20 protein-coding genes, 1 other RNA gene and 1 riboswitch are annotated in these 23,729 nt (G+C 65.7%); of the genes, 9 read left to right on the top strand and 12 right to left on the bottom strand.

Annotated features, from left to right (window positions below; all coding sequences use genetic code 11):
* Positions 1-221: 221 nt before the first annotated feature.
* The 6 genes from fnrL to AC0IPL_RS12940 all read right to left on the bottom strand — a co-directional run bounded on the left by fnrL (position 222) and on the right by AC0IPL_RS12940 (position 7,705).
* Entirely contained in the window at positions 222-962 is a 741-nt protein-coding gene (gene fnrL, locus AC0IPL_RS12965; protein ID WP_474274937.1) for a transcriptional regulator FnrL, read from the bottom strand.
* A 150-nt stretch (positions 963-1,112) separates the two neighbouring features.
* Positions 1,113-2,708, bottom strand: a complete 1,596-nt coding sequence (locus AC0IPL_RS12960; protein WP_474274936.1) for an ABC transporter ATP-binding protein — start codon at positions 2,706-2,708, stop codon at positions 1,113-1,115.
* A 115-nt stretch (positions 2,709-2,823) separates the two neighbouring features.
* On the bottom strand, positions 2,824-3,930 hold the full coding sequence (locus AC0IPL_RS12955; protein WP_474274935.1) for an ABC transporter permease: 1,107 nt from the start codon (positions 3,928-3,930) through the stop codon (positions 2,824-2,826).
* A 3-nt stretch (positions 3,931-3,933) separates the two neighbouring features.
* Entirely contained in the window at positions 3,934-5,019 is a 1,086-nt protein-coding gene (locus AC0IPL_RS12950; protein ID WP_474274934.1) for a microcin C ABC transporter permease YejB, read from the bottom strand.
* 9 nt (positions 5,020-5,028) lie between these two features.
* Positions 5,029-6,954: an extracellular solute-binding protein gene (locus AC0IPL_RS12945; RefSeq protein WP_474274933.1), complete on the bottom strand. Its 1,926-nt coding sequence runs from the start codon at positions 6,952-6,954 to the stop codon at positions 5,029-5,031.
* A 241-nt stretch (positions 6,955-7,195) separates the two neighbouring features.
* Complete coding sequence (locus AC0IPL_RS12940; protein ID WP_474274932.1) at positions 7,196-7,705, bottom strand: c-type cytochrome; 510 nt, start codon at positions 7,703-7,705, stop codon at positions 7,196-7,198.
* 119 nt (positions 7,706-7,824) lie between these two features.
* Between AC0IPL_RS12940 and AC0IPL_RS12935 the strand changes: the two genes are divergently transcribed.
* Complete coding sequence (locus AC0IPL_RS12935) at positions 7,825-8,658, top strand: prephenate dehydratase (protein WP_474274931.1); 834 nt, start codon at positions 7,825-7,827, stop codon at positions 8,656-8,658.
* Between the two features lie 190 nt (positions 8,659-8,848).
* Here the strand turns inward: AC0IPL_RS12935 and ffs are convergent.
* Positions 8,849-8,947, bottom strand: an RNA gene (gene ffs, locus AC0IPL_RS12930) — signal recognition particle sRNA small type.
* 53 nt (positions 8,948-9,000) lie between these two features.
* Positions 9,001-10,863 carry a 5'-nucleotidase C-terminal domain-containing protein gene (locus tag AC0IPL_RS12925; protein ID WP_474274930.1) on the bottom strand — a complete coding sequence of 621 codons (1,863 nt, stop codon included), beginning with the start codon at positions 10,861-10,863 and terminating at the stop codon, positions 9,001-9,003.
* A 337-nt stretch (positions 10,864-11,200) separates the two neighbouring features.
* Here AC0IPL_RS12925 and nudC point away from each other — a divergent pair, with 337 nt between their 5' ends.
* The 3 genes from nudC to AC0IPL_RS12910 all read left to right on the top strand — a co-directional run bounded on the left by nudC (position 11,201) and on the right by AC0IPL_RS12910 (position 13,557).
* Positions 11,201-12,184, top strand: a complete 984-nt coding sequence (nudC, locus tag AC0IPL_RS12920; RefSeq protein ID WP_474274929.1) for an NAD(+) diphosphatase — start codon at positions 11,201-11,203, stop codon at positions 12,182-12,184.
* A gap of 95 nt (positions 12,185-12,279) precedes the next feature.
* Positions 12,280-12,747 carry an SRPBCC family protein gene (locus AC0IPL_RS12915; RefSeq protein WP_474274928.1) on the top strand — a complete coding sequence of 156 codons (468 nt, stop codon included), beginning with the start codon at positions 12,280-12,282 and terminating at the stop codon, positions 12,745-12,747.
* A 100-nt stretch (positions 12,748-12,847) separates the two neighbouring features.
* Positions 12,848-13,068: riboswitch (cobalamin riboswitch) on the top strand.
* Positions 13,069-13,179: 111 nt separating this feature from the next.
* Entirely contained in the window at positions 13,180-13,557 is a 378-nt protein-coding gene (locus AC0IPL_RS12910) for a hypothetical protein (RefSeq protein ID WP_474274927.1), read from the top strand.
* 61 nt (positions 13,558-13,618) lie between these two features.
* Here the strand turns inward: AC0IPL_RS12910 and AC0IPL_RS12905 are convergent, their stop codons facing one another.
* Positions 13,619-14,209 (bottom strand): protein-tyrosine phosphatase family protein, encoded by a 591-nt coding sequence (locus AC0IPL_RS12905; RefSeq protein ID WP_474274926.1) that lies wholly within the window; start codon positions 14,207-14,209, stop codon positions 13,619-13,621.
* 195 nt (positions 14,210-14,404) lie between these two features.
* Between AC0IPL_RS12905 and AC0IPL_RS12900 the strand changes: the two genes are divergently transcribed.
* The 3 genes from AC0IPL_RS12900 to recR all read left to right on the top strand — a co-directional run bounded on the left by AC0IPL_RS12900 (position 14,405) and on the right by recR (position 17,471).
* Positions 14,405-16,234 carry a DNA polymerase III subunit gamma/tau gene (locus tag AC0IPL_RS12900; protein ID WP_474274925.1) on the top strand — a complete coding sequence of 610 codons (1,830 nt, stop codon included), beginning with the start codon at positions 14,405-14,407 and terminating at the stop codon, positions 16,232-16,234.
* Between the two features lie 134 nt (positions 16,235-16,368).
* Positions 16,369-16,713 carry a YbaB/EbfC family nucleoid-associated protein gene (locus AC0IPL_RS12895; RefSeq protein WP_474274924.1) on the top strand — a complete coding sequence of 115 codons (345 nt, stop codon included), beginning with the start codon at positions 16,369-16,371 and terminating at the stop codon, positions 16,711-16,713.
* 158 nt (positions 16,714-16,871) lie between these two features.
* Positions 16,872-17,471, top strand: a complete 600-nt coding sequence (gene recR, locus AC0IPL_RS12890; protein WP_474274923.1) for a recombination mediator RecR — start codon at positions 16,872-16,874, stop codon at positions 17,469-17,471.
* A gap of 109 nt (positions 17,472-17,580) precedes the next feature.
* On the opposite strand, the gene AC0IPL_RS12885 is transcribed toward recR, so the two are convergent.
* Positions 17,581-19,746, bottom strand: a complete 2,166-nt coding sequence (locus AC0IPL_RS12885; protein WP_474274922.1) for a response regulator — start codon at positions 19,744-19,746, stop codon at positions 17,581-17,583.
* A 314-nt stretch (positions 19,747-20,060) separates the two neighbouring features.
* Complete coding sequence (locus tag AC0IPL_RS12880; protein ID WP_474274921.1) at positions 20,061-20,831, bottom strand: DUF1013 domain-containing protein; 771 nt, start codon at positions 20,829-20,831, stop codon at positions 20,061-20,063.
* A gap of 144 nt (positions 20,832-20,975) precedes the next feature.
* Between AC0IPL_RS12880 and AC0IPL_RS12875 the strand changes: the two genes are divergently transcribed.
* Positions 20,976-21,620, top strand: coding sequence for a ribonuclease T2 family protein (locus AC0IPL_RS12875; protein WP_474274920.1), 645 nt, complete (start codon positions 20,976-20,978; stop codon positions 21,618-21,620).
* 165 nt (positions 21,621-21,785) lie between these two features.
* A complete protein-coding gene (locus tag AC0IPL_RS12870) occupies positions 21,786-22,643 on the top strand; it encodes a DUF2189 domain-containing protein (RefSeq protein WP_474274919.1) in 858 nt (285 codons plus the stop codon).
* Between the two features lie 82 nt (positions 22,644-22,725).
* On the opposite strand, the gene AC0IPL_RS12865 is transcribed toward AC0IPL_RS12870, so the two are convergent.
* Entirely contained in the window at positions 22,726-23,709 is a 984-nt protein-coding gene (locus AC0IPL_RS12865; RefSeq protein ID WP_474274918.1) for an NAD(P)H-quinone oxidoreductase, read from the bottom strand.
* Positions 23,710-23,729 lie beyond the last annotated feature (20 nt).

Here is a 23,729-nt window from a genome sequence, read left to right as displayed (position 1 = left end):
TCTTTTTTTGGGGAAAAAAGCTCTCCCTTTTTTGGGTGTACTCTTTTTTTGTGTTCCCACGCCCAAGACTGCCAGCCGGTCCGGCACAGCCGGGCAAGCGCAGGCGCGGGAGCCGCGGTCGGTTTGAGGTTTGCGTTTGCGATAACAACCAATGCGCGCGCTGATGGCAGCACCTCGCAGCCGAGGTGCGCTACGGTCGGCACAGCGACGCCTGACGCGGCTCAGCCCAGGCGATCGCCTTCGCTGTCGTCGCCGGCTTCGTCCAGCAGTCGCCCCATGTCCGGCACCGTGACATGGCGCTTGCCTTCCAATCGGATCACACCGTCCCGCTTGAGCGCCGAGACCTGGCGGCTGACGGTCTCCAGTGTAAGACCGAGATAATCTGCCATCGCCTCGCGGGTCAGCGGCAGGTCGAATTCTGCCGTTGCACTGCTGCCACCCGGCAATAGCGCCGCGTCGCGCCGGGCGATGATCGCCAGCAGGCTGGCAATCTTCTCACGCGCCGTCTTGCGGCCAAGAACCAGCATCCATTCGCGCGCCGCGTCCAGCTCGTCCAACGTCATCTCCAGCAGGCGATGGGCGATATGTGGTGTGCGCTCCATCAACTCTTCGAATGGTTTCTTGCGGAAACAACACATCACCAGATCCGTGGTTGCCACCACGTCATAGGCCGCCCCCTCGCGGCCCGGTCGGCCGACGAAATCGCTGGGCAGCAGCAGCCCCACCATCTGGGTGCGCCCGTCTTCCATCGTCTGGGTGAGCGAGGCGATCCCGGTGACCACCGAGCCGACAAAGTTCATCTGATCGCCCGACCAGATGACCGGCTGACCGGCCTCAAAGCTGCGATAATACTTGATGGCATCCAGTGCCGCCAGCTCCTCGGTGTCGCAGCGGGCACAAACGGCACGGTGACGGATCGGACAGTCTGCGCATCTGAACTGGGACAGGGCGGGTACATTCATGAGAGGATCCCCATATGGGCTGGGTCAGGGCATTCCTTGGCCGGTCCCCCGCAACCTAGTGGATACAGCGGTAAAGCTCAATCAACGCGGCCCGAAATAGTACCAGCCACGCCCTGCGCTCTGCTGCCGCAGTCCGCACGGCGCTGCGCATCAACTCCCGGCGGCGGCCAGAAGCTTGCGGGTGTACTCCGCCTGCGGGTTGGCGAACAGCTGCGCCGCCGGGCCGGCCTCGACCACATCGCCCTGGTTCATCACCACCACGCTGTGTGACATCGCCCGCACAACGTTCAGATCATGGCTGATGAACAGATACCCCAGCCCGTAGCGCATCTGCAAATCGCGCAGCAGATCGACGATCTGCACCTGCACCGTCATGTCCAGCGCCGAGGTCGGCTCATCCAGCACCACCAGTTTCGGGCGCAGCACCATGGCGCGCGCGATGGCGATGCGCTGCCGCTGGCCGCCAGAGAACTCATGCGGGTAGCGGTCCATCGACGCCGGATCCAGCCCGACTTCGTGCATCACCTCGGCCACCAGCTCGCGCGGTTTGCGGTGCTGGTCGACCTTGTGAATGGCCAGCCCCTCGGCGATGATCTGCGCACAGGTCATCCGCGGGCTGAGCGAGCCAAAGGGATCCTGAAACACGATCTGCATGTCCTTGCGCAGTTTACGCAATTCGCGCGTGGACCATTTGCGCAGGTCCTGGCCGCAAAATGTGACCGCGCCCTCCGATGCAATCAGCCGCATGATCGCCAGCGCCAGCGTGGTCTTGCCAGAGCCGCTCTCGCCCACGATGCCCAGCGTTTCCCCTGCCCGCACCGACAGCGACATCGGGTTCACCGCCTTGATGTGGCCGACCGTGCGTTTCAACAGCCCGCGCTGGATCGGGAACCAGACCTTGAGATCCCGGGCGGCGACCAGTTCCTGTGCGTCCGCCGCGACTGGCTGCGGCTGGCCCGACGGCTCCGCCGCCAGCAGTTTCCGCGTATAGGGGTGCTGCGGGTTGGCAAAGATCTCTGCCGCCGGACCTTCCTCGACGATCTCGCCATCCTTCATCACGCAGACCCGGTCTGCAATGCGGCGAACCACGCCCAGATCATGGGTGATGAACAACAGCCCCATGCCCTCGCTGGCCTTCAGCTCTGCCAGCAGATCAAGGATCTGCGCCTGAATGGTCACATCCAGCGCGGTGGTGGGTTCATCGGCGATCAGGATGTCGGGCTTGTTGGCCAACGCCATCGCAATCATCACCCGCTGCCGCTGCCCGCCCGACAACTGGTGCGGATAGGCGGACAGCCGGTTTTCCGCATCGCGGATGCCGACCTTGTCCATCAGTTCCAGAATGCGGTCGCGCGCGGCCCGGCCCGTCAGCCCCTGGTGCAGCGCCAGCGATTCCGCCAGCTGGCGCTCAATCGTGTGCAAGGGGTTCAGCGACGTCATCGGCTCCTGGAAGATGAAGCTGATGTCATTGCCGCGCACCTGCATCAGGTGTTTCTCATCCGCGCCGACCATCTCGTGCCCGTCATAGGTGACTGAGCCTTCGACCATGGCGCTGTCGCCCAGCAGCGACACCGTGGAGAGCGCCGAGACCGATTTGCCGGAGCCGCTCTCGCCCACCAGCGCCACGGTCTCACTGCGACCGACCGAGAAGGAAACCCCGCGCACAGCTTCGGTCACCTTGCCGTCCTGCCGGAAGGAGACGCGCAGATCGCGGACGTTCAGAAGGGGGGAAGTTGTGGAGGTCATGAACGCGTCCCAATTTCTGAGTTAGCACCACAAAATACTATCCGGGTTGCGCAGCAGCCCGGATCACCCCCGACCCGCCCCCCAGGGCGGGGGGCGACCCTAGTGTTCTGCACTCTCATGAAAACGTCTTCCGCGGATCAAAGGCATCGCGCACGCCCTCAAAGATGAACACCAACAGCGACAGCATGATCGCAAAGGTAAAGAAGGCGGTGAAGGCCAGCCAGGGCGCTTGCAGGTTCTGCTTGGCCTGCAAGGTCATCTCACCCAAGCTGGGCGCCGAGGACGGCAGGCCAAAGCCGAGGAAATCCAGCCCCGCCAGCGACGAGATCGTGCCGGTGACGATGAAAGGCATCATCGTCAGCGTCGCCACCATCGCGTTGGGCAGCATGTGGCGGAACATGATCGTCATGTTGCCGACCCCCAGCGCCTTGGCGGCGCGCACGTATTCCAGGTTGCGCGCGCGCAGGAACTCGGCCCGCACCACGCCCACCAGCGCGGTCCAGCCGAACAGCACCATCAGGAACACTAGGAGCCAGAAACCGCGCCCCAGCACCGCGAACATAATGATGATGACATAGAGCGTCGGCGTTGCGCTCCAGATCTCGATCGCACGCTGGAAGATCAGGTCGAGCCAGCCGCCGAAATAGCCCTGCACCGCGCCTGCGATGATGCCCAGCACCGTCGCCGCACCGGTGACGATCAGGGTGAACAGGATCGACAGGCGGAAGCCATGGATCACCCGCGCCAGCACGTCGCGCTTGGTGTCATCGGTGCCCAGCCAGTTCTGGCTGTTGGGCGGCAAGGGGGCCGCACCGGGGCGGTCGACAGAGGTGTTGTAGCTGTAGGGGATCGGCGGCCACAGCGTCCAGCCTTCGTAAAAGCCTTCGGCCGCATAGGTGCCCGCGTCGATCTGCTCCAGAATGCCCTCGGGATCGTCAAAGCAGTCCTCGATGCCGCCAGAGCGGATCAGACACTCCACCTCCGGGTCGCGGTAGGGCGCCTCGGTCTGGAAATCGCCGCCGAATTCGGTCTCGGGGTAGAACTTGAAGATCGGCGCGTACAGCTCACCGCGGTAGCTGGCGAGGATCGGTTTCTCATTGGCAAGGAAATCGGCGAACAGCGACAGCGTGAACAAAACCGAAAACAGGATCAGCGACCAGTAGGCCCGCTTGTTCTTGCGGAAATTGTTCCAGCGACGCTGGTTCAGAGGGGACAGTGCCATGCCTCAGCCCTCCCGCTTTTCAAAGTCGATGCGCGGATCGACCAGCACATACATCAGGTCCGAAATGATGCCGACCACCAGGCTCATCAGGCCAAAGATGAACAGGGTGCCAAAGATCACCGGATAATCCCGCGCCACCGCCGCCTCAAACCCCAAACGGCCCAGACCGTCGAGCGAGAAGATCGTCTCGATAATCAACGAGCCGGAAAAGAAGATACCAATGAACACGGAGGGAAAGCCCGCGATCACGATCAGCATCGCGTTGCGAAACACATGGCCATACAGAACCCGGTTCTCGCTCAGCCCCTTGGCGCGGGCGGTCATCACATATTGCTTCTTGATCTCGTCCAGAAAGGAGTTCTTGGTCAGCAGTGTCAGTGTCGCAAAGGCCCCGATGGTCGAGGCCAGCACCGGCAGCGCAATGTGCCAGAAATAGTCGGCAACCTTGCCCAGCAGGCTCAGATCCTCCCAGTTGTCGGAGGTCAGCCCGCGCAAGGGAAAGATCTGCCAGTAGGAGCCGCCAGCAAACAGCACCAAGAGCATGATCGCAAACAGGAACGACGGGATCGCATAGGCCGCGATGATCACGCCGCTGGTCCAGGTGTCAAACCGTGATCCATCCCATAGCGCCTTGCGGATGCCCATCGGGATCGAGATCATATAGGCAATCAGCGTTGACCACAGCCCCAGGGAAACCGAGACCGGCATCTTTTCCAGCACCAGGTCGATCACTTCGATCTTGCGGAAATAGCTCTCTCCGAAATCGAACTGGGCATAGTTCCACAGCATGTTCAGAAATCGTTCCAGCGGTGGCTTGTCAAAGCCGAACTCGCGCTCCAGCTCCTCGATGAACTCCTTGGGCAACCCCTGGGCCCCCGCGTAGCGGTCGACCCCGCCGCCGCCCGCCTCGATCTCTGCGCCACCGCCGCCGGCAAAGCCCTCAAACACGTCGCCAGCCCCCTGCTGCTGGGCGATGATCTGCTCGATCGGGCCGCCGGGCACAAATTGCACCAGCACGAAGTTCACCACCATGATGCCGAACAGCGTCGGGATCACCAAAAGCAGGCGTCGAAGGATATAGGCTGCCATGGCCGGGGGTTACCTCAGCGCGCCGGACGCTTTCAGCGCCGCTTCGCGTTCGGGATCAACCCACCACAGGTCCAAATAGCCCAAGGCAAAAGGCGGCAGATTTTCGGGATAGGCATACATATCGTAGTAGGCAGTCCAGTATTCCGCAACATACCCGTCCGGCACCACAAAGAACTCATAGCGCAGCGCCCGGTCCAGCGCCATCAGCGCCGCGTCCTGCTCTGCCTGGTTTGTGGTGTCAAACGACCCTTCCAGGATCGCGTCCACCAGCGGGCTGGCCAGCCCTGAGGGGTTGAACAGGCTGAACTCCGCCTCCTTGGAGCCATACATCTGCGTCAGCCCGCCGCCGGTGGTCAGAAACGCGCCGTAGCGGTCGGTATAGAGCATGTCATAGTCCCGCTCGCGGCTGCGCAGGGTGAACTGGGCCGGATCGATCTTCTCGGCCGTGGCATCGACGCCGATGGCCTGCAGGTTCTGCACGTAGGTCTCGATCATGGTGGCAACGGAGCCAGTCATGTTCGACGCGTAGGGGATGTTTACCTTCAGCGTCCGCCCCTGTGCATTGCGCCGCAGCGCGCCGTCGCCCACAGGCCAGCCTGCTGCATCCAGCATCTGCGACGCCTTGCGCAGGTTGCGCCGATCATTCAGCCGGTCGGGTTTGGAGGTATGGGTGGTGACGGGCTCGTTCTCCAGCACCTCGGCCGGGACCACATCGCCCAGGCTCTGCAAAAACGTCAGCTCTGCCCCCTTGGGCACGCCCGTTGCCTCCAGATGGGTCCCCTCGACAAAGGAATCCCGCTGCGTGCTAAGGCCGAACAAGAGCGATTCATTCACCCACTCGAAGTTGAACGCCAGCGCCAGCGCCTGGCGCACGGATTTGTCCTTCAGCTGCGGCTTGGCCAGGTTGAACACAAAACCGGACGGCGACGGCGGGCTGCCGTCGGGGATCTCATCCCGCACGACACTGCCGTTTTCCAGTTTCGGAAAATCATAGCCTGACGCCCAGCGCTTGGCATCGGTTTCCTGCCGGAAGGTGTATTCGCCGGCCTTGAACGCCTCGAACGCCGCAGTCTGATCGGCAAAATACTCGACCCGGATACGGTCATAGTTGTGGCGTCCGCGGTTCACCGGCAGATCCTTGGCCCAGTAGTCATCGCGGCGGGCATAGACGATGCGGCGGTTTACGTCATAGCTCTCCAGCTTGTAGGGGCCGGAACCGACCGCCACTTCCAGCCGCGGCTCGTCCAGGCGGCGGTTCTCGGGGTCTTCCTCGAACCAGGCCTTGGAAAACACGGTGGTGTTGCCAACCGTTTCGATCAGGCTGCGGCGGCTGACCTCGGGATGAAAGGTGAATTTCACTGTCAGATCATCCAGCGCCTCGGCGCTGGTCACCATATGGCCCACCGCCTGCGCATAGGACGGCAACCCCTGGGTGATGAACAGCTTGTGGCTGTAGACCACGTCATGGGCGGTCACCGGCGTGCCGTCCCAGAACCGCGCCTCGGGGCGCATGTGGAAGATCACATAGTTGCGGCCCTCGTCGTATTCCAGGCTTTCGGCCAGCAGCCCGTAGTACTGGCCGACGGAATCATCGGAACTGATCAGCAGGCTGTCATACTGGATCGAAGTCAGGGCCCCCGCGCGGCCTTTGCGCGAATAGGGGTTGAGCGAGTCGAAGGTTCCCGAGGCCCCTAGCGAGATCTCGCCACCCTTGGGCGCATCAGGGTTCACATAGGAAAAATGCTCAAAATCCTGCGGATAATCGAGGTTTCCGAAATAGGAATAGCCGTGGCTGGTGATGACCTTGTCCTGCGCCCGCGCCAGCGTCGCCGCAGCCAGTGCCAGGATCAGTCCCAGTGCCAGCGCTGCCGCTGCCTGCATCGGATGTGCCCGTTCCTTTGCGCGCGCCTGCGCCACAGCCTGAGCCGTTTTCATCTGCCTTGACCTCCTGTTGCCCGGTGCCTGCCGCCGGAGTTTTCTGACTTCCCAAGCTAATGTCCGGCCGTGGTCACTTTCAAGTTGAGATTGGCGGATTTTCCCCCGGCCATCGTCACAAAGAGGACAAGAGCCCTCGCGCGCGACCGCAGCCAGCCCCCTTGGCCCGACCACGGCCCCAAACAGCAAAAAGCCGCTGCACCGGGCAGCGGCTTTTTCAGATAGCTGGGACAGCGGCGGATCAGCCGTCCAGGCCGTCCAGATAAGCGATCAGGTTCACCCGGTCCTTCTGCTTTTTCAAGCCGGAGAAGGACATGGTGGTGCCGGAGGCGTAGGCCGACGGCTTGGCAAGGAAGGCATCCAGCTCTTCCGGCGTCCACGCCTTGCCGCCGAGCGCGGTCAGGGCGTTGGAATAGCCAAAGTCGGAGACGGAGGCGATATCGCGGCCGACCACCCCGTAAAGATACGGACCCGTGGCGTTGGCGCCGTCTGCCAGCTTGTGGCAAGCGGAGCACTTCTTGAATACTTTTGCACCTTTGGCGACATCAGCCGAGGCCATCAGCTCATCAAAGCTGACCTCCGGCTCGTCGCTGGCCGCGGCATCGGCGGAGGCGACTTCAATCACATAGGCAGCCTCTCCGTGGCTGTCCATGTGATACAGTTCTTCTGCGGCCCATTTGCCCAGAAGGAATACCAGGAACGCGCCGCAGAAACCTGCGGTCGCTTTGGTAAGGGTCATTGTGTCAAACATGAATCGCGGGTCCATTTAGCTGTCTGCTGGGGTGTCTAAGGCTTCCCCTCGCCAGTGGCAAGGTATAGACAGCGCGACGAAACGCCCATTTGTTGAAGTTTTGCACCGGAAACACACCCATGACCCGCAAGATCGCCATCCAGGGGGAGCTGGGCTCCTACAGCCACGAGGCCTGCCGCAACGCCCGCCACGACATGGACGTGCTGCCCTGCCGCACCTTTGAGGACGCGATTGCAGCGGTCAAAAGCGGCGCGGCGGAACAGGCCATGCTGCCGGTGGAAAACTCCACCTACGGGCGGGTCGCCGACATCCACCGGCTGTTGCCGCACAGCGGGCTGCACATCATCGACGAGGCTTTCGTGCGGGTGCATATCAACGTCCTCGGGGTGCCGGGCGCCCGGCTGGAAGACATCCGAGAGGCGAAATCGCATCTGGTGCTGCTGCCGCAGTGCGGCTCCTTCCTGCGCGAACACGGCATCCAGGGACGGGTCAGCCCCGACAACGCCCGCGCCGCCCGCGACGTGGCCGAGGCCGGCGACAAACACGTGGCGGCGCTGGCCAGCGAGCTGGCGGGCGAGATCTACGGGCTGGAGGTGCTGGCACGCCACATCGAGGACAACGGCGACAACACCACCCGCTTTCTCATCATGTCGCCCGAGCCCGACTACCGCCGCCGCGGCGCCCACAGCATGCTCACCAGCTTTGTCTTTCAGGTGCGCAACATTCCGGCGGCGCTGTACAAGGCGATGGGCGGCTTTGCCACGAATGGCATCAACATGACCAAGCTGGAAAGCTACATGGTCGACGGCTCCTTCACCGCAACCCAGTTTTATGCCGACATCGAGGGCCACCCCGAGGATCCGAACGTGCAGCTGGCGATGGATGAGCTGAAGTATTTCACCACCAATGTCGAGATCCTGGGCGTCTACCCCGCCAACAACGGTCGCTTCTGACCTGTCCGTAAGGACGGCACCGCAATGGCCGGACCGCAATGGCAGGGGCTTTGACGCCCTTGGCCTTGCGGCCAATTCACCCCAGGATATTTAAAGCCAGAAGAAGCCTGCCTCCGCCTGCGGCATTGGCGGCCAGCGCCGCACACGCCTCGCCTGCTGCGGAGCCATAGCATCTTGCGGGGGAGGGATTGAGTGAGAGGCTGGACATCGACCCAAGCGGGGCTCGTTGTGGCTGCTTCCTTCCGGACCTGACCAGGTTGGCGAGGCGCTTGCCCGCGCCAACCTCTCGAATCCCCATATAAGGGGCGCTGCCGGGAATGACAAGAGCATCCCCCCAGCCGTTCAGAGGTGCAGTTCCAGCTCCCAGAACCCCTGCGCGTTGAAGCCGCGTGGCACCGCCCGCCCATCCGGCAGCTCGCCCAGGTGGCGGGCAGCACCGGGACCGGTGACCACAACCGCGCTGGAGCCAGGCAGCGACGCCAGTTTCCAGGGATAGGGCGCCGCTTCCAGCGGGTCCGTTCCCAGCCGCCCCTCCAGGTAGTCGCGCACCGCATCCCGGATCAGCACCGGTGGCAACGACAGTTCCTCAGCCTCCCGCAGCATCCGGAAACTGCCGCCGCCCCGCACCCGGTAACTGTTGGCGGCGACCGCAAACCGCTGCTCGGGATCGACCGGATCGCCGCGCCAGCGCAGCTCGCGGACCCGCCGCGCCTGCGGGTTGATCCGCTCTCCGGTGGCGGAAAACCGGGGCGGCTGTGTCGGATCGATGCGGTACTGCAGGCCAAACATCACGTCGAAATTGTGCCCCGCGCGGCCGGGATCCGCCAGCAGCTGACCGCGGTGCCCCGGTGTCAGACGGTTGAACAGCCCCGCCGACATCTCCAGCCAGTCCAAAAGCTGGCCACCACTGACGGTGACCACCCGCAGTTCATTGGGAAAGATCTGCAAGTCCGCGATATTGCGGGCGCTCAGATCACCGGCGTCAATATCGGTGTAGAACTGCGGCCCGGCACGCCCGCCGAATTTACACGGCGCTGTTGCCGACAGCAACGGCAGCGCGCCCGCGGCGCTGTCTGCCAGCAGCGGCCGCACCGCCGCCGCCTGCGCGGCGGCAACCAGCGCCAAACCGCGATCTGGCGCAAAGAAGGTGAAATAGGAATGCATCGCCACCGAGGACGCCCCGGCAGGCTGGCGCATCCGCATCTGGGTGCACTGGTGATCCTCCGCCAGGGCCTGCACCAGCGCCGGCGCCTCGGCGGCCAGCGACAGCACCGCACCCGTGCTGCCCTTTTGTGCCACCGGGCGCAGCCGCGCCTTCCCCGAGGCCAGCTGCCAGCCGTCGGCGCCGTGCCGCAGCTCCAGCTCGATCACCCCCAGATGAGAGCCGTGGGCGCCCGGCATAACCACAGGCTTGCCCAGCGGATGCGCGGGATCCGGCAGGGTCAGATGGGTGTGGCCGCCCACAAGCGCATCAATCGCTGGCAAGGCGGCCAACTGATCCAGCGCGTTCTCGGCGCTGCGGCCACCGCCACCGCCCTCTGCGCCAAGACCGGTATGCGCCAGGGCCAGAACGAGATCACAGCCCTGCGCCTTCAGCCGCCGGGCTTGTTCGGCGGCCGTCTCCACGATGCCGGTGGCGCGCAGCTGCCATTGCAGGCCCCGCCCGCCCCAGACCAACGTCTGCGGCGGCAGCACCGACACCACCCCGATGCGCAGCGGTGGCAGATGCGGGCAGCTGTCCAGCCGCCGTTCCAGAACCGCCGTGGCCGCAAAGGGCAGGCGGACCTCCGGCCGGGCCGCCTGCAAATTGGCACATAGCACCGGGCAATGCACATCCGCCAGAACCGCCGCCAACCGCTCCAGTCCGATGTCGAAGTCATGGTTGCCCAGACCCACCGCATCGTAATCCAGCACATCAAAGGCAACCGACAGCGGATGCGGACGCGTGCTGCCGGGCTGGAGATCCCCCAGCGGTGCGCCCTGAAACCCGTCGCCATTGTCGACCAGGATACAGGCGTCGCCCCGCGCGGCCGCGTCGGCGCGCTCCTCGGCGATCAGGCTGGCCACCCGCGACAGGCCAATCGCCGGGTCCGCCCGGTCCGCATAATAATCGTGGCCCAGCAGATGGCAGTGCAGATCCGTGGTGGCAAGCACACGCAGCCGCCCGGTGGTCCGGGCGGGAGGCTTTTCCTCCACATCCGTCATGTCTGCTCCCCTGTCGGCACTGCTGGTCCGCTTCTGTTGGCTACGCTTTTCGCGTGTTTCTCTGCCCCCATTTGAATCAGCGTTTTAACGATTTGCAAAGGCACCATTTGGTCCGGGTCGCATTTTTCTGCCCCCCCGCTCCACCACAAAGCAACCAACGGCGACGCGGCTCAACCCAGCATCTCTCCAGGCCCGTAGCGCGTCCCCCCGGCGCCACCCGCGCAGGGTGTGACCTTGCGGTGACAGGCCCGTCCGGACAGGTCCGGATTGCCGCGCATCGCTGGCACCCGCCGAGACAGGCTGGCAAGGACAGGGCAACCAGCCCCGGGAGAGCCCTATGAAACATGCAGAACAGGTGACCTTTGGCGGCGGCGGCCTGGACCGCGCGGCCCATATCCGCACCGATGCGGCAGCGCTGGACGCGGCCTGGCGCGCGCCGGAGGCCGGCGTGCTGCTGCTGTGGCGCGGCAAGCCGCTGACACGGCGCCCCAGGATCGACGCGCGGCCGCAAGGGCTGGCCTTGACCGCCCCCGATCACCCGCTTGTCGCCCCCCTGCGCGATGCGGCGCTGTTCCTGGGGCTGACGCCTCAGGGCGCGCCGCGTTTTGCCTGCGATCTCAGCGCCTGGCAGCCCGAAACCTTGGACCCGGAGGCTCTGGGCGGCTTCACCGATGCCAGCGAACAGCAGCACCCGGCGCTGCCAAACGACCATGTCTTTGCCGAACTGCGCCGGATCATGACGGTTCTTTCCCCGCTGGAGGCTGAGCTCGCAGCAACCGCCAAAGCACTGCTGGCCTGGCACCGCAGCCACGGGTTTTGCGCCTGTTGCGGCGCCCCCAGCGATATTTCACAGGCCGGCTGGCAGCGCGTCTGCCCCGCCTGCAAGGCGCCCCATTTCCCGCGCACCGATCCGGTGGTCATCATGCTCATCACCCACGGTGACAGCGTGTTGGTGGGCCGCTCGCCCGGCTGGCCCGAGGGGATGTACTCCCTGCTGGCGGGGTTTGTCGAACCGGGCGAAACGCTGGAGGCCGCCGTGCGCCGCGAAACCCTGGAGGAGACCGGCGTGCGGGTCGGCGCGGTCAGCTATCTGGCATCGCAGCCCTGGGCCTTTCCGATGTCGCTGATGTTCGGCTGCGCCGGCGCGGCGCTGAGCCGCGACATCACCATCGATCCAGCAGAGATCGAGGATGCGTTCTGGGTCAGCCGCCAGGAGATGATGACGGCCTTCGCCGGAGAACACCCCGTGCTGCAACCGGCGAGAAAAGGCGCAATTGCGCATTTTCTGCTGAAGAACTGGCTTGCGGACACGCTGGACTAAAGCGCATATTTGTCACCAGGCACAGCGGGGCACAGCCCCCTGTCGGCAGGCAGGGTATCACAGGCAGGCGAAACAGACAGTCGGGACAGGCGAGCATGGAATTCACGGGCAACGAAGATATTGAAGCACCCATCGCAGACGTCTTTGGCGCGCTGTCCGACTTCGAGCAGATGGAACGCTCCGCCCTGCGCCGCGGCATTGAGGTGCAGCGCAGCGGTGACATCGCCCACCCCGAAGCGGGGCTGTCCTGGGATCTGGGCTTTTCCTTTCGTGGCAAACAGCGCGAGGCGCGGCTGACGCTGGATGCCTATGCGCCAGTCACCCTCATGGCAATCACCGGCGTCGGCAGCGGGCTGGACGGCCGCATGGATGTGGAGCTGCTGGCCCTGTCTCCGCAACGCACCCGCATGTCGGTGCGGCTGAAGCTGGAGGCAACCACGCTGACCGGGCGGCTGCTGCTGCAATCGCTGAAACTGGCCCGCAACAACCTGAACCGCCGCTTCAAACTGCGCCTCGCCGATTTCGCGGGCCTGACCGAAGCGCGCCTGAAAAACACCGCCTGACACCCCCACCTGACAGCACAGCGCCCGCCTTTGCGTCCTTTTGCGCCTGCCCCGCTCAGCGGGAGATGCAGGTTTTCGATTGACGCGCCAAGGCCGCAGCCGCTACCGCTGGGAGGATGGTTTCCGCGCTGCATGCACATGCAGCCGGGATGAAAAGGGAATGCGGTGCGTCTGGCCTTGGGCCGGGCAAGGCCGCAACTGCCCCCGCAACTGTAAGCGGCGAGCGACCCCGGTAGACCCACTGGCCCGCAATGGGGCCGGGAAGGACCGGACCAGCAGCGACCCGCAAGTCAGGAGACCTGCCGTTACACGTGAAACTCGAACCCGGACGGGGTGTCCGGGCAGGGTCTGACACCTGCGGCAGCCCGGTTGTGGCCCGCCAGGGTCGCGCTCCCTGTCCTTGACCCCCGCCCCCGCGCGGAGGGCGCATGGATGAACTGGACTGACCACACCCACGGCTACACGGCCACGGACTGCCCCCACCTCGGCCGCCCCTGCCCGGCGGCGGAGCGCATGATCACGCGGCTGGCCGCAGCGCTGACACAGGCGCGACCGCTGACGCAGGATGATTTTGAGGTGACCGGCAGCACCGTCCTGGATGCCTGCCCACACCCCTGCCCGGCGCAATATGCCGCCAGCCATGACCGCATCCGCGTCTATTGCGGCGTCGATGCGCAGGCGCCGCGCGTCGGACTGGACCGCTTTGCCGATGCGATCTTCGACCCCGGCGACCGCGGCTTTGCCGCCGCTGCGGTGACGACGCGCCCCTGCGCCCTGGTCGAGGCGCTGCCCAGACCCGCCATCCCGTAGAGCGCCGTGCATATACGCCCCAGCGCTGAACAGACCCGCCCCGCGCGGCGCCAGCGACCGTTCAGCTGGACCTGGGACGCGCCTGACGATGCGCATAGGCCCATTCCATCTGTGCCTGAGTTTCGACCGCACAGGGGCGCACCGCGCGCAGCCGCGCCAGCGCCTGGGCCGGCGGCTCGCCCGCTTCGATCATCAACCGCAGCACCGCCATGCCGGACCGCCCGCAGCCGCCCCGGCAATGCACCAACACCCGGCCGCCACCCGCCAGCGCCCGCCGCGCCTTGCGGCTGGCGGTCGGCCACTTCAGCGCCACCCGCTTCGACGGCGTCTCAAAATCTGCCACCGGCAGGTGAATCCAGCGGCAGGCCATGCCTTGCAGGTCTGCCCCCAGCCGCGGCCCGCCCACGGCGGCGTGCTCCGCGTCCGTGGTCATCGAGAGCACAAGGCCCGCCTTCCAGGCATTGATCCGCGCCAGGTCACCGGCGTAATCGCCGCCCCGCCCCGGCAGCGGGCACAGCGCCAGCTGCCCCCCTGCCACCGGCAGAGCATGGATCGTCAGATTGACTGGCTGTGGTGAATTTGCTGGCTGCGGCGCTTTGGCAACCGCGGGGGTCACCGGCACCGTCTCGCCAAAGGGGTCGTCAGGTCGCATAGCGCCTCCTTGCCTGTGCGCGCCGCCCCCCGATCCCACCCGAGGCCTGCCCGGCGATTCTACCCCTATCTGCCGCATTTCCCAAAAGGTTTTCACACCGCCTGCGCACGCGGCTTCTGCGGTGGACGAACCCGGCGCGCTTCAATACCCTGCGCGACACGCGGCGCAATCAATCCGAATCCGGCACGAGAGAACATGAGCGACACCCCCAGCGGCACCCCCGGCGAAACCGGCCAATCCCACTACCAGGTTCTGGCCCGCAAATACCGGCCCGAGACCTTTGCCGACCTGGTCGGCCAGGACGCGATGGTGCGCACGCTCAAGAACGCCTTTGCCGCCGACCGTATCGCCCAAGCCTTCATCATGACCGGCATCCGCGGCACCGGCAAAACCACCACGGCGCGGATCATCGCCAAGGGCATGAACTGCATCGGCGCGGATGGCACCGGCGGCCCCACCACCGATCCTTGCGGCAAATGCGAACACTGCGTGGCGATCATGGAAGGCCGCCATGTCGACGTCATGGAAATGGACGCCGCCTCCCGCACCGGCGTGGGCGACATCCGCGAGATCATCGACTCGGTGCAGTACCGCGCCGCCTCCGCGCGCTACAAGATCTACATCATCGATGAGGTCCACATGCTGTCCACCAGTGCGTTCAACGCGCTGCTGAAGACACTTGAAGAACCCCCCGCGCATGTGAAGTTCATCTTTGCCACCACCGAGATCCGCAAGGTGCCGGTCACCGTGCTGTCGCGCTGCCAGCGGTTTGACCTGCGCCGGATCGAACCTGAGGTGATGATCGCGCTGCTGCGCAGGATCGCCACCGCCGAAGGGGCGGAAATCGCCGATGACGCGCTAGCGCTCATCACCCGCGCCGCCGAAGGGTCGGCCCGCGACGCGACCTCGCTGCTGGATCAGGCGATCTCGCACGGGGCCGGAGAGACCACCGCCGATCAGGTCCGCGCCATGCTGGGCCTGGCCGATCGCGGCCGGGTTCTGGACCTGATGGACATGATCCTGCGCGGCGACGCGGCGGCCGCGCTGACCGAACTCAGCGGCCAGTACGCCGAGGGCGCCGACCCGCTGGCGGTGCTGCGCGACCTGGCGGAAATCACCCATTGGGTGTCGGTGGTCAAGATCACGCCCGACGCGGCCGAAGATCCCACCGTCGGCCCGGATGAACGCGCCCGCGGCCAGGCCATGGCCGAGGCGCTGCACATGCGGGTGCTGACCCGGATGTGGCAGCTGCTGCTGAAGGCGCTGGAAGAAGTCGCCGCCGCGCCCAATGCGATGATGGCGGCGGAAATGGCGGTGATCCGCCTGACCCACGTCGCCGATCTGCCCACACCCGAAGAACTGGTGCGCAAGCTGAAAGACGCCACCCCGCCGCCCTCGCCACCAAACGGCCCCGGCGGCGGCATGCCCATGCAGGGCATGGGGGGGCCGACCCTGGGTGGCGGCGATCCCGGTCCGCAGGTCGGCTACGATCAGCCCGGCGGCCCGCCTGCCGGTCCCGGCGGCGGCCCGGTCGCCCATGGCGGCGGCGGCACCATGGCCGCGCTGGCCCCGCAGGCGGATGCCGCGCTGGCCCGCTATCCCACGTTCGAACACGTGGTCGAGCTGATCCGCAGCCGCCGCGACGGGTTGTTGCTGGAATATGTCAAAAGCTACGTGCGGCTGGTGGCCTATCAGCCGGGGCGGATCACCTTTCAGCTCACCGATGACGCCCCGCGCGACCTGACCAAGCGCCTCAGCGAACAGCTCAAGGCCTGGACCCATTACAACTGGTTGTTCTCGATCGTCAGCGAAGGCGGTGGCGAAACCATCAGCGAGCGCGAGAACGCCGCCGAAAACGCCCTGCGCGAGGAAGCCAGCGCGCATCCGCTGGTGCAGGCGGTGCTGACCAGTTTCCCCAAGGCCAAGATCACCCGCATCCGCACGCCGCAGGAACTGGCGGCCGAAGTCGCCGCCGAAGCCCTGCCGGAGGTCGAGGACGAGTGGGACCCCTTCGAGGAGGGCTGACATCCGCGCGTCGGCCCGACACCCGCAGCGCGGATGTCAGGCCACCGTCAGGGCGGTTGCAAAAGCTGCCTCTTGTTTCGCGCAGCACGCACCCGTATCTACCCTTGCAAATCGGACTTCTCAGGAGAAATCACATGCTCAAAGGCCTCGGCGGTCTTGGCGACATGGCCAAGATGATGAAATCGGCGCAGGAACTGCAAACCAAAATGGCCGAGATGCAGGAAGAGCTGCACAACGTCATGGTCACCGGCGAAGCAGGCGCGGGCCTGGTCAAGGCCACCGCCTCGGCCAAGGGCGACCTCAAGGGGCTGGACATCGACCCCTCGATCTTTAACGGCGACGACAAGGAAGTGGTCGAAGACCTGATCCTGGCCGCGATCAAGGATGCCCAGGCCAAGGCGGCGGAAAAGGCGCAGGAAGAAATGGCCAAGCTGACCGAAAGCATGGGCCTGCCCAAGGACATCAAGCTGCCGTTCTGAGGCAATCGCCGGGACGACCCCAGCTTGCAAGGCGGCCTGACCGGGCCGCCTTTTTGCGTGGTCCGCATCAAAACAAAGCCCGAACATTTTGCCGCCCGGCCCTTGCGCTCCCCCGGTCCCATCAGCCTATATGGCAGGCAGCACAAAGGCCCGCGCACATGATCCGTAACTCCACCAGCGACATCGAAGACCTGATTGCCCTGATGGCCAAGCTGCCGGGGCTGGGGCCACGTTCGGCGCGCCGCGCGGTGCTACATCTGATCCGCAAGCGCGGCCATCTGCTGACGCCGCTGGCGGAAACCATGACAGAGGTCGCCGCCACCGCCCGCGAATGCCTGAACTGCGGCAATATCGGCACCAGCGAAATTTGCGAGCTCTGCACCGATGAAGACCGCGGCAATGGTGAGCTCTGCGTGGTGGAGGATGTCTCCGACCTCTGGGCGATGGAGCGCGCCATGGTGTTCAAGGGCCGCTATCACGTGCTGGGCGGCACGTTGTCTGCGCTGGACGCGGTCGGGCCGGAGGATCTGCGCATCCCGCGGCTGGTCGACCGGGTGGCGAGCGAAAGCATCACCGAGGTGATCCTGGCGCTGAATGCCACCATCGACGGCCAGACCACCGCCCACTACATCGCCGATCAATTGCAGGGGCAGGTCAAGCTGACCTCGCTGGCGCAGGGCGTGCCAATCGGCGGCGAGCTGGATTACCTCGACGATGGCACCATCTCCGCCGCGCTGCGCGCGCGCAAGGAAATCTGAAGCCGCCCCGGCGCGTCAGCCACGCAGAGGCGCCGGGGTGCAGAACAGTCCTGCATGGCTTAGGGCCGCGGCAAATTGCACCGCTCCGCCGCCTCCCCGTGGCCACCGCTCAGCGGAACACGGCCCGGTACAGTTTTTCCTTGGTAAAGGGTTTGTCAAGCACCTGTACATCGGCAAGCGCCGGATAGCCCGCATCGGCAGCGCTGATGGCAAAGCCGCTCATCATCACCGCGCTCAGCCCCGGCTGCGCGGCGCGCAGCTGCGACAGGGTCTCCCAGCCGCTGCGGCCCGGCATGTTCATGTCGATCACCGCCCCGTCAAACGGCCCGCCGCTGCCCAGCATCGACAGCGCCGCGTCATAGCCATCGGCCTGGGCCACCTCGCAGCCGCGCAACTGCAGCAGCCCGGCCACGGCCCGGCGCACGGTTTCCTCATCATCCACCACCAGAATTCGGCTGCGACGGGAGGTGCTGTCCCGCGGCTCTGTCACGGCCGCCCCCTGCGGTGGCAGCTGCGCCGCGTCGCAGGCCGGGAAATACAGGCGGAACACGCTGCCCTGGCCCGGCACGCTCTCGACGGCCAATGCTGCCTCATGGCGGCTGACCACGCCCAGAACCGCCGCCAGTCCCAGCCCGCGGCTGGCTGGCTTGGTGCTGTAAAACGGGTCAAAGATCCGCGTCACCGAGTCCGGCGCCATACCGCAGCCGGTGTCGCGCACCTCCAGCAGCAGGCATTCGCCACCAGTCAGCACTTCGCCCCCCTTCAGCAGCCTGCGACGCTCCTGCGGGCCGGGGCGGCACCGGCGGGTGGTGACGGTCACCGTGCCCGCCTGCGCGCCGATCGCCTCCATGCCGTTGCAGACCAGATCATTCAGCAGTTGCGCGACCTGTGCCTGGTCCATCCGCCCGGCCAGAACCCCCGCCGCGAGATCCAGCTCCAGCCGCCCCCCCTGGCCCGGCACCCGCGGTGCATGGCCAAGAGTGGCCCGCACCACCGCGTTCAGATCGCAAGGTGCCTGCTCCTGGTTGCATCCGCGCTTGGCGTACATCAGCAGCTGCCGCACCAGAACCGTCGCGGCCTGCAACCCGTCCTCGACCGCCTCGACATGCGGCTCTGCCGGGTGGCCGCCGCCAAGAAACGCCAGCGCCAGCTCGGTGCGCCCCTGCATCGAGGCCAGAACGTTGTTGAACTCATGCGCGATGGTGCCCGCCAGATGGCCCAGGCTGCGGGTCTTGTGTTCGATCAGCTGCGCCTGTTCGGCCAGCAATCGCCGCCGTTCGGCGCCGCGGCGGCGCAGTTCCAGGCCGATCCGCGCAGAAAACAGGTCAATCAACCCGCTGCCCAGACGTCGGCGGCTCAGCTCGCGGTCGTGCAGCAGTGCAAAATGACCGATCACACGGCCATCCCCATCGCTCAGCGGGAACCCGAGATAGGCGTCCAAGCCCTCCCCGTCCGCCGCCTCGCCCCCGGCAAACGGCGCCTGCCAGTCCCCGGCCGCCCGCAAACCGCCCGGCACCCGGTATTCCTCGCCGCCGCGCAGATGGGCACAGGGGGCGCCCTCATAGGGCACCAGCACGTCGTCTCCTGCGGGCAGCTGGCGACCGCCATTGCAGCAAGCAAGGATGCGATAGGTCTCGGAGCCATCGTCCAGCCGTTCCGAGATGAAGGCCGCGCGCACTCTGAAGGCCCGTTGCAGCTGGTCCGCCAGCAGCCGAAAGGCGGCCTGCGGGCTGTCTGCTTCCTGGCCGCCGGCCAGAACCGCCAGCGTGGCCAGGTTCTGCACCACGGACACTTCGGCCGCCAGCCGCGGCGCGTAACGTTCCATGACCGCCACCATCTGATGGCAGACCTCGGCGCTGATTTCACGCCGCCAGGCCGCCTGGATGAGGCCCGCCATCTCGCCATCCTCGCGGCGCAGCGCAACACCGATATAGCTTTGGATATTTTCCTCAACGAACATGGGGTCCTGCGGGTAACGTTCCGAGACGCCGCTGGAAATCACCTGCGGTCGGCCGCTGCGCAACACGTTATCGCAGGGGGTGTCGCGGCTTTCATATTCGAAATCGCCCAGTGGCAGCCCGTCAAAGCGGCTGGCCAGCATCCGGACTCGTTCAACCTCGGTGATGCGGTGTTCGCCGATGGCAACCAGATCGGCGCCAAACGCCTGCGCCAACTGGTCCACCAACGCCTGGCAAAACGGAATGCCGCTCAACAGCGCCAACCGCTCCGGGTCCACGCTGCCGCCCGCCAGGGACGCTGCCGTTGATGTCTTCATCGCCCGCACTCCTGCCAACCCCACAGACCGGGCGCACGGCCCGCCTGCTGGCATCACTCGATAACACACCGACCTTAACGCAAACTCACCAACGGTCGGAATGGACGGCCCTCTTCCCGCGGCAAACCCCATCCCCGGGCATGCCGCGATCGCAATCGCATACTGTGGCGATTGTCAGGGGGCGGTCAGCCTGCCGCCCCAGGGACCAGATATAACCGAAAATGCCGCAGATCCGAACAAACGGATCTGCGGCATTTTAATGGGTTTGCCCCTGCGGGCGGCGCTGTCGCCCCGGGCGACGGCGTCAGCGATGCTCAGCTGCGGGACTCTTCATCCGCCTCATCATCCGAATCGTCATCAGAGGGCAGGTTGAAGAAGCTGTCCGCGTCCAGAATGTCGGCTTCCTTCTTGTCCGCATCGCCAGCACTGCCACCGCCCAGAGTAAAGGTCTCCAGACCTTCGATGGCGGTCGGAATCTTCGGCTCTGCCTCCATCTCCAGCGACTGTTCGGTCGACACCAGCTTGCGGCGCTCGTCGTCGCTCATCACGCCGCCCTCCGCGGCCTTCTTGGCGGCGGCCTTCTGCACGGCGGTGTCCAGCTCGGACTGCTTGCAAAGACCCAGCGCCACCGGATCGATCGGCTGCATGTTGGCGATGTTCCAGTGGGTGCGCTCGCGGATCGACTGGATGGTCGGCTTGGTGGTGCCCACCAGCTTGGCGATCTGGGCGTCGGTCAGCTCCGGGTGGAACTTGACCAGCCACAGGATCGAGTTGGGCCGGTCCTGGCGTTTGGACAGCGGCGTATAGCGCGGGCCGCGGCGCTTTTCCTCGCCGGCCGCAGCCGGGTTGAACTTGAGCTTCAGCCTGTGCAGCGGATTGGCCTGCGCCTTGTCGATCTCGTCCTGGGTCAGCTGGCTGTTGGCCACCGGGTCAAAACCCTTGACGCCCACCGCCACTTCGCCATCGGCGATGCCCTGAATCTCCAGCTCGTGCATGCCCACGAAATCGGCGATCTGCTTGAAGCTGATCGTGGTATTGTCCACCAGCCACACGGCGGTTGCCTTGGCCATCAACGGTTTTGCCATGTGCTCATCTCCTTCGTAACACCTGATCCCCGGGTACAACTCTCCCGCCGCCTGAAATGGCGTCCCCGGCGGGCGGGGCAGGTTTCCGTTGTCGGGGAACTTCAGGCCTATATAGTCGGCATCGACGCATAAGGAAAGAGGCCAATGCCGAAGTTGTTCTGGGCGCTAACCGCCCTGCTCGCCAGCCTGGCAGCGCCCGCCGCCGCCGATGGTGAACCTGCGGGCGCGTTCGACTATTACGTGCTGGCGCTCAGCTGGTCGCCCAATTGGTGCGCCCAGGAGGGCGACGCGCGCAAGGCCGACCAGTGCGACCCGCGCCACGATCACGGCTGGACGCTGCACGGGCTGTGGCCCCAGTTCCACCGCGGTTGGCCCAGCTATTGCCGCACCGCCGTCGCACCGCCCAGCCGCGCCATGAGCCGCGAAATGGCCGACATCATGGGCAGCCCCGGCCTGGCCTGGCACCAGTGGAAGAAGCACGGCACCTGCGCGGGTCTCAGCGCGGGGGACTACTACGCGCTGATGCGCGAAGCGTATGCGGGTGTCACCCGACCGGCAATCTTTCGCAAGCTGGACAAGCCTGTGACCCTGCCCGCTTCGCTGGTGGAGGAGGCCTTCCTCAAGGCCAATCCAGACCTGACCCGCGACAGCGTGACCATCACCTGCCGCGACGGCGCCATTCAGGAGGCACGGATCTGCCTGTCCAAATCGCTGAAGCCGGTGCCCTGTGGCCGCGACGTGATCCGCGATTGCACCTTGGAAAACGCCCGGTTTGCGCCCATTCGCTAGGGGCCTGCCGTAACGCACCCAGAGAGACGGGGGGGCGCGGGCCGCCAGGCACGTTTGCCAATTGTTGCTGCGGATATTTTCCGAAATCGTGCTAGTATTAGACTGCGTGCCGTCGCTGGCCCCGCCCGAACGGCACGTCCGTCTGGTCAGCGAGGAGGTATAGCCATGGCTAAGACAATCGGAAACCCGCTCAGCTGGCTCCTGCAAGGCGCCGAAGCCACCGGCACGCATGTCGGCCGCACCGTTGAGGAACTGGGCAGCGACAGGGTGCGCAGCCAGCCGCAGGTGCAGCGGCTGACGCTGACGGACCTCAGATACGCCTTGCGTCAGGGAATAGAAGATTTTGCCGCGTGCCGCAGCGACGCGATGTTCCTGGTGCTGATGTACCCGCTGATCGGCCTGGCCATGATCGTGATGAGCCTGTCAATGAACCTGCTGCCGCTGATCGTGCCCGCAATCATGGGCTTTGCCCTGGTCGGGCCGGTGGCCGCGGTGGGGCTTTATGAGATGTCGTCCCGCCGAGAAGCCGGACTGGAGGCGCGCTGGATGGATGCGCTGGCGGTGGTGCGCTCGCCTTCATTCGGGGCGATCGTGGTCCTGGGGCTGTATCTGGCGGCCCTGTTCATCCTGTGGCTGGTCGCCGCCGACATGATCTACAGCCGCACCCTCGGCCCGGAGCCGCCCGCCTCAATCAGCAGTTTTGCCAATGCCGTTCTGACCACCCGCGAGGGGTGGATCATGGCGATTGGCGGTGGGCTGGTGGGCGCGCTGTTTGCCCTGGCCGCGCTGGCGATGAGCCTGGTGTCCTTTCCGCTGCTGCTGGACCGTCACGTCGGGCTGCCGGTGGCAGTCGCGACCTCGATGCGGGTGCTGCGCAAAAACCCCGGCGTGTGCCTGACCTGGGGCGCGATCGTTGTCGTGTCGCTGGCAATTGGTGCGATCCCCTTGCTGGCCGGCCTGATCGTGGTGGTGCCGGTGCTGGGACACGCCACCTGGCATCTCTATCGCCGGGCGGTGGTATAGCCCGGCGCGCACCCGACGCGCCCGGTGCGGCATACATAGACAGGCCGACGCAACCGTCGGCCTGTCGACGTGCCAACCGCCCTCAGCCGACCTTCAGAACGATCTTGCCAATATGGGTTGAGGTCTCCATCCGCGCATGCGCTGCGGCGGCGTCCTCCAGCGCAAACTCGCTGTCCATCACCGGCGCCACGCGGCCTGACTCCAGCAGCGGCCAGACCTTCTGGCGCAGGTCCTGCGCGATCCGCGCCTTGGCCAGATCGCTCTGCGGCCGCAGGGTGGACCCGGTCAGCGTCAGCCGCCGGGTCATCATCTGGGCAAAGTTCAGCTCCACCTTCGGCCCCTGCAGAAAGGCGATCTGCACCAGCCGCCCGTCGTCGGCCATCGCCTTGATATTGCGCGGGATATAGTCGCCGCCGACCATGTCCAGCACCAGATCGGCGCCGCCCTCAGCGCGCATAATTTCGACGAAATCTTCCTCGCGGTAGTTGATGGCCCGCTCCGCCCCCAGATCCAGGCAGGCCCGGCACTTATCCTCGGACCCGGCGGTTGCAAACACCCGCGCGCCGAATTCCCGCGCCAACTGGATCGCGGTGGTGCCGATCCCGGAGGAGCCGCCGTGCACCAGGAACCGCTCCCCCGCCCGCAGACCGCCGCGGGTAAACACGTTGGACCAGACGGTAAAGAACGTCTCCGGCAGGCAGGCCGCCTGTTTCAGGTCCAGCCCCGCAGGCACCGGCAGGCAATGCGCCGCGGGCGTCGCCACATAGTCGGCATAGCCGCCGCCGGGCAGCAGCGCGCAGACCTGGTCGCCGACGGCAATGTCCTCGGCGCCCGCGCCCACCGCAACAACCTCGCCCGCGGCCTCCAGCCCCGGCAGATCACTGGCGCCTTTCGGCGGATCATAGGCCCCGGCCCGCTGCAGCGCATCGGGACGGTTCACACCCGCATAGGCCACCTTGATCACCACCTCGCCGTGGCGCGGCTGCGGCACCGGGCGCTCGCACAGCTGCAAGACCTCCGGCCCGCCGGGTTTGGTGATCTCCACTGCGCGCATCATCTGTGTCATCGGCTAAAATCCTCCTGATC

Source organism: Leisingera sp. SA32 (assembly GCF_056033425.1).
This window is presented reverse-complemented; position numbering and strand designations above follow the sequence as displayed.